This is a genomic window from Caulobacter sp. P1_D6, assembly GCF_056406095.1.
Window position 1 is genome coordinate 93,460 of the sequence record NZ_JBFUAW010000004.1, and the last position, 11,250, is coordinate 104,709.

11 protein-coding genes are annotated in these 11,250 nt (G+C 68.9%); 4 read left to right on the forward strand and 7 right to left on the reverse strand.

The genetic code is table 11. The features are described from left to right. Nucleotides 1–51: 51 nt before the first annotated feature. On the forward strand, nt 52–741 hold the full coding sequence (locus tag AC1DYP_RS02555; protein WP_477044991.1) for a VOC family protein: 690 nt from the start codon (nt 52–54) through the stop codon (nt 739–741). A gap of 113 nt (nt 742–854) precedes the next feature. Here the strand turns inward: AC1DYP_RS02555 and AC1DYP_RS02560 are convergent, their stop codons facing one another. From AC1DYP_RS02560 to AC1DYP_RS02575, 4 genes are all read right to left on the reverse strand, one after another. After that, nucleotides 855–1,196 carry an ArsR/SmtB family transcription factor gene (locus AC1DYP_RS02560; RefSeq protein ID WP_477044992.1) on the reverse strand — a complete coding sequence of 114 codons (342 nt, stop codon included), beginning with the start codon at nt 1,194–1,196 and terminating at the stop codon, nt 855–857. Further along, nucleotides 1,183–1,629, reverse strand: a complete 447-nt coding sequence (locus tag AC1DYP_RS02565; protein WP_477044993.1) for an SRPBCC family protein — start codon at nt 1,627–1,629, stop codon at nt 1,183–1,185. The genes AC1DYP_RS02560 and AC1DYP_RS02565 overlap by 14 nt, the downstream gene beginning before the upstream one ends. Nucleotides 1,630–1,817: 188 nt before the next feature. Next, nucleotides 1,818–2,282, reverse strand: coding sequence for an EF-hand domain-containing protein (locus tag AC1DYP_RS02570; protein ID WP_477044994.1), 465 nt, complete (start codon nt 2,280–2,282; stop codon nt 1,818–1,820). 14 nt (nt 2,283–2,296) lie between these two features. Further along, entirely contained in the window at nt 2,297–3,094 is a 798-nt protein-coding gene (locus AC1DYP_RS02575) for a DUF4198 domain-containing protein (protein ID WP_477044995.1), read from the reverse strand. Between the two features lie 163 nt (nt 3,095–3,257). On the opposite strand from AC1DYP_RS02575, the gene AC1DYP_RS02580 reads away from it, so the two are divergent. The 3 genes from AC1DYP_RS02580 to AC1DYP_RS02590 all read left to right on the forward strand — a co-directional run bounded on the left by AC1DYP_RS02580 (nt 3,258) and on the right by AC1DYP_RS02590 (nt 7,505). Next, nucleotides 3,258–5,537, forward strand: coding sequence for a TonB-dependent hemoglobin/transferrin/lactoferrin family receptor (locus AC1DYP_RS02580; RefSeq protein WP_477044996.1), 2,280 nt, complete (start codon nt 3,258–3,260; stop codon nt 5,535–5,537). A 162-nt stretch (nt 5,538–5,699) separates the two neighbouring features. Beyond that, nucleotides 5,700–6,569, forward strand: a complete 870-nt coding sequence (gene purU / locus AC1DYP_RS02585; protein ID WP_477044997.1) for a formyltetrahydrofolate deformylase — start codon at nt 5,700–5,702, stop codon at nt 6,567–6,569. 57 nt (nt 6,570–6,626) lie between these two features. Then, nucleotides 6,627–7,505 (forward strand): amidohydrolase family protein, encoded by an 879-nt coding sequence (locus AC1DYP_RS02590; protein WP_477044998.1) that lies wholly within the window; start codon nt 6,627–6,629, stop codon nt 7,503–7,505. Here the strand turns inward: AC1DYP_RS02590 and AC1DYP_RS02595 are convergent. The 3 genes from AC1DYP_RS02595 to AC1DYP_RS02605 are packed head-to-tail and all read right to left on the reverse strand — an operon-like array spanning nt 7,502 to nt 11,161. After that, on the reverse strand, nt 7,502–8,302 hold the full coding sequence (locus tag AC1DYP_RS02595) for an HvfC/BufC N-terminal domain-containing protein (protein ID WP_477044999.1): 801 nt from the start codon (nt 8,300–8,302) through the stop codon (nt 7,502–7,504). The two genes, AC1DYP_RS02590 and AC1DYP_RS02595, sit on opposite strands and share 4 nt — an antisense overlap. Next, nucleotides 8,295–9,185: an MNIO family bufferin maturase gene (gene bufB, locus AC1DYP_RS02600; protein ID WP_477045000.1), complete on the reverse strand. Its 891-nt coding sequence runs from the start codon at nt 9,183–9,185 to the stop codon at nt 8,295–8,297. Before bufB ends, AC1DYP_RS02595 begins: the two co-directional genes overlap by 8 nt. Further along, nucleotides 9,185–11,161 (reverse strand): ferritin-like domain-containing protein, encoded by a 1,977-nt coding sequence (locus tag AC1DYP_RS02605; RefSeq protein WP_477045001.1) that lies wholly within the window; start codon nt 11,159–11,161, stop codon nt 9,185–9,187. Before AC1DYP_RS02605 ends, bufB begins: the two co-directional genes overlap by 1 nt. Nucleotides 11,162–11,250: the final 89 nt, after the last annotated feature.

The following is an 11,250-nucleotide window of genomic DNA, read 5'->3' on the forward strand; positions in this document are numbered from 1 at the left end:
TCCCCGGGGAAGTCAAGCGCCCCGAACCCCCATCGCACGAGGACCGCCGCCATGGCGCAGCATCCGACGGGCATCCACCACCTGGCCTTCATGGCCGGCGACATCAAGAAGCACATCGCCTTCTTCAGCGAAGTGATGGGCTGTCCGCTGGTGGCGCTGTTCGACATGCACGGCGTGCCGGGCGGGCTGCACGCCTTCCTGCGGATGAACGACCACAGCTACTTCTCGATCGTGCAGCTGCCGGACGTCGACAAGATCCCCGTGCAGCTGGGCGTCACCCACGCCGGCAACGGGGCCCTGCCCAGCGCGCCGGGCACGCTGCAGCACCTGGCCTTCCGGGCCGACACCGAGGAAGAGCTGCTGGCGATGCGCGACCGCATCCGCAGCCACGGGATCAACGTGCTGGGCCCCATCGACCACGGCATGTGCCGCTCGATCTACTTCGCCGGTCCCGACCAGATGACCCTGGAGGTCGCCGCGCCCGGCGAGCCGCTCGACGCCGCCCGCTGGGTCGACCCCGCCGTGCTGGCCAAGGCCGGGATCTCGCCCGACGAGGCCGAGCGCTTCAAGGCCCCCGCTCCCTATGACGGCCCCAGCCCCGTGCCTCAGCCGGCCTATGCCGACGACAAGCCGCACATGGCCTATCCGAAGAAGGCCTATCTGCAGATGTTGGCCGTGCCCGACGAGGTGATCACGGCGTCGGCTTCGTATGCGGAGCCGCCGGTGAAGGCGGGGGTCTGAACCCTAATCCTGTCATCCCGGGCGTAGCGAAGCGAAGACCGGGACCGCCGGAAGCGCCGCGTTCACGCGTCGGTCCCGGATCGGCGCGCTCCGCGCTTGTCCGGGATGACAGCTTAAGGGGTGTCGCTCTCCACGAACGCCTTCAGCCGGCCCAGCGTGTCGTCCCACTGGCGCGAGACGCCGTCGAGATAGGCGCGGGCCTCGTCGATCGTTTCCCGCCGCGCGGCGAAACGGCTCTCCCGACCGACCCGCAAGGACGCCACCAGGCCGGCGTCCTGCAGCACGTGCAGATGCTTGGTGATCGCCTGGCGGGTCAGGGCGGTGTCGGTCGACAGGGCCGCGATCGACCGCGCCTGGCCGTCGCCCAGCTTGCTGAGCAGCGCCAGGCGCGTGCGATCTCCCAGGGCCGCGAAGATCGGCGCCGGGTCGAGGACGGCGGCGCTAGGATTCAACATGGGCCTTGATGTTCTGGACCTGCTGCGTCCACCCCCCGTCGTTCATCCGGAAGGCCTCCTCGCGGCGATGGGCGGGGACCTTGTCGAAGCCGGACTCGATGACCGTCAGCCGCGTGCCGGCGCCGTTCGGCTCGAGCAGGAACTCGACCAGGGTCGGCTCTTCCTTGTCGTAGTCGACGTCGGGATCGACGCCATAGGGATGCCAGGTGAAGGCCAGGCGCTTAAGCGGCTCGATGGCCGTCACCTTGGCCTTCCACGTCACGTGCTCGTAGCCCGGATGGGTGATCCGGCCCCGCGCCTCCTGGCCGACGACGAACGGGGCCTCCAGGTCGACCTTGAACCAGGTCCCGAATTCCTTGTGGTCGCTGACGGCGCGCCAGACGCGCTCGACGGGCGCGTTCAGGTCGATGGTCTTCTCGATACGATCGGTCATGATGGCAACCTCCTGGTTGCCTATTCATGACTCCAGTAGATCAGATAGGCAACTCATTAGTTGCTAATGTCTTGTCATCCCGGGCGGAGCGAAGCGCAGACCCGGGACCGACGCCTGAGCTCAGCACTTTGGGTCGGTCCCGGATCGGCGCGCTTCGCGCTTGTCCGGGATGACAGCAATTAGGGGATCTAGTCCTTTTCTTCCGCCACCGGATCGGCCGCCGTGACCGCGCCGTCCTTGTTGGTGTCGTGGGTGACGAACATCCGCCAGCCCGAATATTCGAACTCGGCCGGGGTGATGCCGCCGCTCTTGTCGGTGTCGAGCACGCCGAAGCGGACCTCGGCCTGGCGGGTCTGGCGCACACGCTCCTCTTCCTTCTTCTCGGCCGTGTCGGTCGAGGCGGCCAGGCGCTTGGTCAGGCGGGCGGTGAACTCGCCGACATATTCGTCGTGCGACAGGGCGCCGTTCTTGTCGGCGTCGATGCCGGCGAACTGCTTCTCGCGGCCGGTCTTGAACTCTTCCTTGCTGACCGAGCCGTCGCCGTTGGCGTCCTGCTCCTTGATGAAGGTGTCGCGGGCGTGCGAGGCGGCGAAGGCGGGCGCGGCGACGGCGCAGAGCGCGGCGGCGGCCAGGAGGGCGATCTTGGTGTTCATCGGGCTGGTCTTTCTCAGCGCAGGGATTCGAAGGTCAGGGCGTAGGTGTAGGAGTGGCCGACCGGGTCGGCGGCCGTTGGGGCCACGCGGTGGCGGGCCTGGATCTGGTAGACGCCCGAGCGGGCGACCTTGACCGTGAACCGGCCCTGGTCGTCGCTGACCAGGTCGACCGTCGGGGTCTTGGCGTCGGCGTAGCGGTCGTCGCCGGCGTGCAGGGTAATGGCCTGGCCCTTCACGGGCTTGCCGTCGAACAGCACCACGAACTTGGCGTCCTGGCCGGTGAAGATGCTGCTGGGATGGGTGACGGGCACGAACTCCAGGCCCTTGCCGATGGGCGCCAGGGCCGCGGCGTTGGGCGCGCCGCGCGTGACGTAGACGTCGGCCAGGGTCAGGCTCTGCATGTCGACCGGGGTGGTTCCGGCCGGGGCCTTGCTGGGATCCTCCAGGAACTCCCACTCCCCCTTGACCAGCACAGCCTTGGCGGTGCGGCCGGTGCGCTGGCCGGTGGTGACGCGATAGGTGCCTGGCTTGTCGGTGGTCACTTCGACCAAGGCCAGTTCGCGCAGGTTGACTGCGGTCAGCGGGGTGCGCGCGCCGTCCGGCCCGACCACCGCCCAGGCGTCGGACTTCATCACCACCTCGGGGCTGAAGAAGCTTTCGGTGAACGAGCCCTGCACCGTCACCAGCTTGCGGTCGGTGACATCGAAGGTGCTGGGCAGCAGGTAGGGCGAGTGGGCCTGGGCCGCGCCGGCCAGGGTCCCGGCGAGGGCCGCGCCGATCGCAAAGGCGGCGAAGGATAGCGAACGGCGCATGGGCGGAATCTCCGGATGTGAGTGAAGCGTCGCCGAAAGCCTTATTGCTAGTGATTCTAAGAATCAATCTCATTTAGCTTGACCGAGCCGTTCGATGGCCGTAGCTCGACCCCAACGAGATGCGAATGGTTCGCATCTATAGAACCAGACCCGGGGGTCTTCGATGTCTCGCTCCAAGCTCGCCAAGCTCACCTGCTTCGCGGCCGCTTCCGCCACCGCCCTGCTCTGCGCCCAGGCGGCTTTCGCCGCTTCGGGCGCGGCCGACGCGGCGCCCAGCGCTGACGCCGCCGTCGAGCTCGACAAGGTGACGGTCACCGCCACCCGCTCGGAGAAGAAGCTGCAGGACGCCCCGGTCACCGCCAGCGTCATCTCCAGCGGGGAGATCGAGGACGGGCTGGTCAAGGACATCAAGGACCTGGTGCGCTTCGAGCCGGGCGTCTCGGTGCGCCGCGCGCCCGCCCGCTTCACGGCCGCCGGCGCCTCGACCGGCCGCGACGGCAACGCCGGATTCAACATCCGGGGCCTGGACGGCAACCGCGTGCTGACCCTGGTCGATGGCGTGCGCGTGCCCGACGGCTACGCCTTCGGCGCCCAGAACATGGGCCGTGGCGACTATGTGGACCTGGATGTGCTGAAGTCGGTCGAGATCGTGCGCGGCCCGGCCTCGGCCCTCTACGGCAGCGACGGCCTGGGCGGCTCGGTCAGCTTCTTCACCAAGGACCCGTCCGACCTGCTCAAGAACGGCAAGACCTTCAGTCTGCGCGGCCGGGTGGGCTACGCCTCGGCCGACGAGAGCTGGACCGAAAGCCTGATCGCCGCCGGCCAACAGGGGCGCTGGGAAGGCCTGATCGCCTACACTCGGCGCGACGGCGAAGGCCAGAAGACCGCGGGGACCAACGACTCCGCTAATATCGACCGCACCACCGCCAACCCCGAGGACAACCAGTCCAACGCCGTGCTGGCGCGGGTCGTCTACACCCTGAACGACCAGAACCGCTTCCGCCTGACCTATGACCATCTGGACAGCGACACCGACTGGACGGTGCTGAGCGCCATCGCCAAGCCGCCGGTGGCCGCGACCGGCGTGGTGGGCCTGACCGCCTTCGACCGCGTCGAGCGCGACCGCGTCAGCCTGGACCACCGCTTCACCGGCGGCCAGGGCGCGATCCGCTCGGCCACGACCACCCTCTACTACCAGAGCAGCACCACCCGGCAGTTCTCGGCCGAGGACCGCAGCACCGCCGCCGATCGCACCCGCGACGCCACCTTCGACAACGAAGTCTGGGGCGCGGCGCTGGAGTTGAAGAGCGAGGCGACGACGGGCGCCGTGACCCACAAGCTCGTCTGGGGCGGCGACGCCTCGATCACCCGCCAGGAGGGCGTGCGCGACGGCGCCGTCCCGCCGGCCGGCGAGACCTTCCCCACCCGCGCCTTCCCGACCACCGACTACACCCTGGCCGGCGCCTATGTGCAGGACGAGATCGCGGTCGGTCCGGTGACCTTCTATCCGGCCGTGCGCTTCGACCATTACAAGCTGGAGCCCAAGAACGACGCGCTCTACACGGCCAATGTTCCCGCCAGCCAAAGCGACTCCCACGTCTCGCCAAAGCTGGGCGTGGTGTGGAAGGCCACCGACCTGGTGACGATCTTCGCCAACGCCGCCGTCGGCTTCAAGGCCCCCTCGCCGTCTCAGGTCAACAACGGCTTCGCCAATCCCGTCTCGAACTACATGTCGGTCTCCAACCCCGACCTGAAGCCCGAGACGAGCGAGACCTTCGAGGTCGGCGTCCGCCTGAACCGCGCCCGCTGGAACGCCAGCGTCACCGGCTTCACCGGCAAGTACGACGACTTCATCGAGCAGGTGCAGGTGCGTGGCTCGTTCACCGCCGCCGATCCGGCCGTGTACCAGTACATCAACCTCTCCGAGGCCGAGATCAGCGGCGCCGAGGCCCGGGTGGCAGTCGAGCTGGGCGAAGGCTTTACCCTGCAAGGCGCGGCTTCCTATGCTCGCGGCGCATCGGAAACCAACGGCCGCAAGACCCCGCTGGCCTCGATCGATCCGGCCAAGCTGGTCGTAGGCCTCGGCTATCGCGATCCGGGCGGCCGGTTCGGCGGCGAGCTGAACGGCGTCCACGCCAACCGGCAGACGCCCGGTCGTTCGGGCTCCAGCTGCAGCCAGTTCGTCAACCCGATCACCCAGGCCGGTTCGGGCGCCACCGGTCCGCAATACTGCTGGATGCCCAAGGCGTTCACGGTGTTCGACCTGACCGCCTATGTGAACATCACCGACAACGTCACGCTGCGCGGCGGCGTCTTCAATATCACCGGCCAGACCTACGCCTGGTGGTCGGACGGGCGCGGCATCGCCAACGCCTCGCCGGTCAAGGACGCCTACACCCAGCCCGACCGCAACTACAGCGTCTCGCTGGCGGTGAAGTTCTAGAGATCCTCAAGCCGGGCCTTATCCCCTTCGGCCGGCTTGAAGCCCGGGCCGCGATCGTGTCGGCGATCGCGGCCCGTTTTTCGTTGGGTGCTCGCCTTTTGTGAGAGCCCTGTGAGAACTATGCGTTTGGCCCGGCCCCGCCGATCGACTACGACCCCTGCCATGACCGCCAAGACCGCCGCCGACCGCTACATCCTGATCCTGCAATGCCCCGACCGTAAGGGCGTGGTCGCCGCAGTGTCCGGCTTCCTGGCCGACAACGACGCCTCGATCGTCGAGAGCAGCCATTTCAACGACGGCCTGGCCGACCAGTTCTACATGCGCACGGTGTTCCGGCCGGACGGCGAGATGCCGGGGATCGACGACCTGCGCCGGGGCTTCGAGCTGATCGCCAAGCGCTTCGGCATGACCTGGGCCCTGCACGACGCGGGCGCCAAGCCCAAGGTGCTGATCGCCGTCTCCAGGTTCGGCCACTGCCTGTTCGACCTGCTGCACCGCTGGCGCGCCGGCCTGCTGCCGGTCGAGATCGTCGGGGTGGTGTCCAACCACGAGGACCTGCGCTCGTTCACCGAATGGAGCGGCCTGCCCTATTTCCACCTGCCCACCACCAAGGCCAACAAGGCCGAGCAGGAGGAAGCCTTCCTCAAGCTGGTCGACGACCTGGGCGTCGATCTGGTGGTTCTCGCCCGCTACATGCAGATCCTGTCGCCGGCCCTCTGCGCGCGGCTGTCGGGGCGGTGCATCAACATCCACCACTCGTTCCTGCCCAGCTTCAAGGGCGCCAAGCCCTATCATCAGGCCTTCGAGCGCGGCGTGAAGATCATCGGCGCCACGGCCCACTACGTCACGACCGACCTCGACGAAGGGCCGATCATCGAGCAGGGCGTCCACCGCGTGGACCACAGCCACACCCCCGAAGACCTGGTGACCCTGGGCCGCGACGTCGAATGCACCGTGCTGGCCCGCGCGGTGACCTGGCACGTCGAACACCGCGTGCTGATCGCCGGCGCCAAGACGGTGGTGTTCGACTAGACCGTACCTATATCCGAAGCTTCACCGAACAACGTTCGCGGCAAGCAGGGATACGGGATGGGCAAGATCGGACTCGCGGCGCTGTCGGCGCTGTTGCTGGGCGTTAGCCCCACACCCGCGTTGGCCGCCGAGCACTATACCGGTCCGATCATCGACACCCACGCCCACCTGCGCACCAACGACGGCAACGGCCTGTCGCCGGCCCATCCGCTCGGCACGGCGGCCTTGCGCGCCCTCGACCAGGCGGCCGGGGTCGAGAAGAGCGCGCTGATCGTCATCGTCCGCCCGGGCGACATGGCCGCCAGCCGCGCTCTGAACGATGCGGCGATCGCGGCGGCCAGGGCCGATCCCCAGCACTTCTACGCCATTGCCTCGGTGCATCCCGCCGACGGCGACGCGGCCCTGGTCGAGTTGGACCGCCTGGCCAAGCTGGGCGTGAAGGTGATCAAGCTGCATCCCAACACCCAGCGGTTCGACGTCGCCGACCCGGCCGTGGCCAGGGTGACGGCCAAGTGCGGCGAGTTGGGCATGGCCGTGCTGTTCGACAGCTTCAACCCGCTGGACGCCAACGAACTGGGCAAGCTGCTGATGCTGTCGCTGCAACAGCCCAAGACCAACTTCATCTTCGCCCACATGGGCTTCACCCAGTTCCGCGACACCCTGACCCTGGCCACGCTGAAGAAGCTGGGCATGGGCGGCAATGTCTGGCTCGACATCTCGGCCATCGGCACGGCCTATGCCGGCTCGCCGGTGCAGCCGGAGTTCGTCTGGACCTTGCGCCAACACGGCATGGACCATGTGCTGATGGGGTCGGACTGGCCGGTCGACACCCCCGCGACGGCGATCGCCGCCGYCCGCGCCCTGGGCCTGACGGCCGACGAGGAACGGCTGGTCCTGCATGACAACGCCGCCAAGCTGCTGGGACTGAAACCCTAGACCGCGACCAACCCGTTGGCCGCCGCCACCGGCAGCCACAGGACCAGGTCGGCGATCACCGCGCCGGTCTGGCGGCCGCTGGCCTGGGCGGCGCGGGCGGCGGCGGCGTGGACGTCGGCGCCGTCTTCTCCGAGAGCTTCCAGCCAGGCGTGACGCCAGGCCGGCAAGACGTGGACGGCGACGCGCCAGCGGCTGCGGGCGACGGCGACCGGGGTCTGGCATGGCGGCGGCGGGTCGATCGGGCCGCCCTGGTCGACGGCGGCCAGCACCGGTCCCGGATCGAAACCCAGGGTCAGCAATCGCACGCTGTCGGGACAACGCAGCCGCGCGCCGGGCGTCAGCAGCAGGTCGGCGCCGGGGGCTGGTCCGGCCAGGCGCTCCACGCCAGCCGCGCGCTGCGCCTCGGCCCGCGCCCGATCCAGCCGCGCGAAGTCGGCCGGCAGGGCCGACAGCGCGGCGGGCCCGTCGTCGCCGGGCGGCCGCGTGGCCTCCAGATAGTCCGCGAAGCCCGCGCCCAGGCCGTAGAGGCTGGCGTCGGTCGAGGGCCGCGCGGCGATGTATCCGGCCGCGAACAGCTCGAACACCTGCTCGCCGGCCAGGGCCTTCAGGCAGGGGAACTCCGCCGTCATGCATTCCATCAGCCGGGCGCGGTAGCCCCGGGCATAGAGGGTCAGGCGCTGGTCGGCGGTCAGGCGTTCATTGCCGACGATGACCCTGTCCAGGCCCGGCGGCGCGGCCCGCCCCAGGATCGCGCCCTGCATCCAGCGCTGTAGGTCGGCCAGGTCGGGCTCAACCATGGGCGCGGGCCGGCGTAGGGCGCGCGGCGGGCAGCCAGCCGTTCCGCGCCGCGCCCGCCTTGGCCAGCTCGGCCAGCAGGTCGGCCCAGGCGGGGATGTTGGCGTCCCATTCCAGCAGGGTCGAGACCCCGCCGGTCCGCGCCTGGACCTCGGCGTAGAGCGGCCAGACCGCGTCCGGCACCGGAGCGTCGTGGGTGTCCATCAGGTGCGTGCCGAAGTCGCTGGGCCCGGCCAGGTGGGTCTGCACGATCCGCTCGGCCGGAATGGCGGCGATATAGGCCGTCGGGTCGAAGCCGTGGTTGAAGGCGCTGACATGGACGTTGTTGACGTCCAGCAGCAGGCCGCAGTCCGCCGCCTCGGCCAGGCGGGCCAGGAACTCCCATTCGGGCATCTGCGAGACGTGGAATTCCAGGTAGCTGCTGGGATTCTCCAGGATCAGCGGCCGGCCCAGGCGGTCCTGCACGGCCTTCACCCGGTCGACCACGTGGGCCAGGGCCGCCTCGGTCAACGGCAGGGGCAAGAGGTCGTGGGTGTTGATCCCCGCCACCCCGGTCCAGCACAGGTGGTCCGAGATCCAGGCCGGCTTGATGCGGTCGGCCAGGGCCGCCAGCTTGTCCAGATAGCCTGAGTCCAGCGGGTCGGCGCCGCCGATCGACAGCGACACCCCGTGCATCACCACGGGCCGATGGGCCGCCACCACCTCGAGCACATGGGCGGCGTAGCCGGCGTGGTCGAGGAAGTTCTCGCTGATCACCTCGAACCAGTCGACGCCCCAGTCGGCGGGGGCGGTCGACATCAGGTGCGGGAAATGCGGCTCGCGCAGCCCCACCCCGTCGCCCAGGTTGGGCAGGCCGAGACGCGGGGCTGGTCGGGAACGGGCCATTAAGTCGACGGCGGGAAGACGAGGCGCAGGTTGTCCGGGGCCGGAGGATCGGCCGGAACCGTCTTGCCCCGGTTGGCCATCACCGCCTGGTAGGCGCGATAGGCCACGTCGTGCACCTTCTCGCCGCGGTCGTAGGTCATCGGTTCGCCGAACGCCACGGATTGCCAGCCGTCCTTGCCCTCGCTGCCCTTCTCGAAATCATAGAGCTGCATCTGGCCGAAGGCGGGGAACACCTGCGAGGCCGAGATCGGCACCGCGCAGCCACCGAACCCGCCGCACTTGTTGTCGCTGGGGGCCGAGTACAGCTTCTGGGGCGGCAGGCCGCAGCCGCCGCCGACAGGGGCGCCGGCCCCGCCGCGCACCGCCACCGCCGAGCCGCAGTTGCCGCCGCCGCCGATCGGCTGGACGAAGCCGCAGCCGCCCTGGGCGTGGCAGTTGTTGGACCCGCGGCAGGTGTGGAAGATCTCGACCGCGGCGCAGGTGTTGTCGCCCGTCCCGTCCAGGTCCAGCGCCTGGCACGAGTGGTACAGCTTGTTCGGCGTTGCCGGGTCCAGGCCGATCGACAGGTCGGGCGTCTGGCCCAGCACCGCCCAGGCGATCGACATCCGGTCGCCCGACCCCGCCATCGACGGGAACGGGAACAGCATCGGCCCAGTGGCCGGCGGGCTCCAGTAGTCGTTGAGCACCGTGGTCACCCCGGCGATCGCGCCGATCACCGCCTGGCTCAGCAGCGTGTGGCTCTCGGCCCGGGCGGCGGGTTCGTTCAGGGCGTTCAGCGCCGCCGCCAGCTCGTCGGGGGTCGGCAGCTTCAGGGGGTTGGACGGATCATAGTCCGGCCCCTGCAGTTCCTGGGCCGTCCAGACCTTGTTCGCCTCCAGCCACATCGGCCATGTGACGACCTGGGGCAGCAGGTCGGCCACCTTCTTGAACCGCTCGTAGTGGTCCATCGGATCGTTGTCCGACCGCGCCACGGCGTCGGCCGACGGGATCTGGGTTCCGGTGTCGTCATAGCTGGGATAGTCGGCGCGCAGGGCGGTGTTCGACGGCTGGTACTTGGGCTTGACCGCCTGCAACAGCTGGGGCCGCCGCTGGATCTCGCTGCCCTCGCCCTGGTCGGTGATGGCGTCCATCATCGAGATCATCTGCTCGAAGGCGATGGCCTGGTCGGTGGTGGCGATCGTGGTCTCGAAACCCATGAACTCGCGCATCGGGTGGCCGGGCGAGGAGAAGTTGTTGAACAGGTCGTTCTGCACGGCGCTGGCCGTGAACATCTCGTCCCACAGCGTCGTGCCATCGCTGTAGGTCAGGCTCAGATAGTCGTAGTAGCACTGGTACATCCAGCCGATGGTGCCGAACGGCGGCAGGGGATCGTCGGTCGTCCAGTCGGCGAACGGCGCGGCGGGGAAGTAGTCCTTCTCCTTGCCCGGCTTGATGTTGGCGCGGGCGTCGGCCTCGGGCTGCTCGATGGCGATGAACAACCGCAGCAGGGTGTCGGACAGGGGCCCGACATTCACCGGCACGTCCTCGTGGTGGATCGTGTCCTTCAGGTCGATGATGTTGGGGATGATGCTCTTGGCCGGGCCGTAGCAGGTCCAGCCGTGGCGATCGTCCTGCAGGGCGGTGTCGGTGAAGCGGGGACTGACGCCCAGCACCGTGGCCATGTTGGCGGCCATCTGCAGGTGCAGCATCTCCTGGATGAACACCGAGAACACCAGGTTGAAGGCCTGCTCGTTGGCGGTGACCGGGTTGGCCGAGGTCTTGGAGCCGGGCCACAGCCGGCCCTTGTAGAAGGCGTTCCCCTGCCCCGTGATCGCGTGCATGCCCTGGATCGAATAGAGGCTGGTCATGTAGAGCGGGATCGTGAACAGCTCGACGTCGACCGCCGCCTGGGCGATCAGCCGCAAGGCCGTCCTGTCGGTGTTCTTGAGCGCGGGATCGCGCGGCGCCTGAGCGCTGGCGCTGAGGGTGCGGGTCACGGCGTCCTCCGAGCTATTCCGGCGAACGCCCGTCGAGGGGCGGCCGGCGCAACCGGGACGACTCGACCCGATCGGACATCATCTTAGGT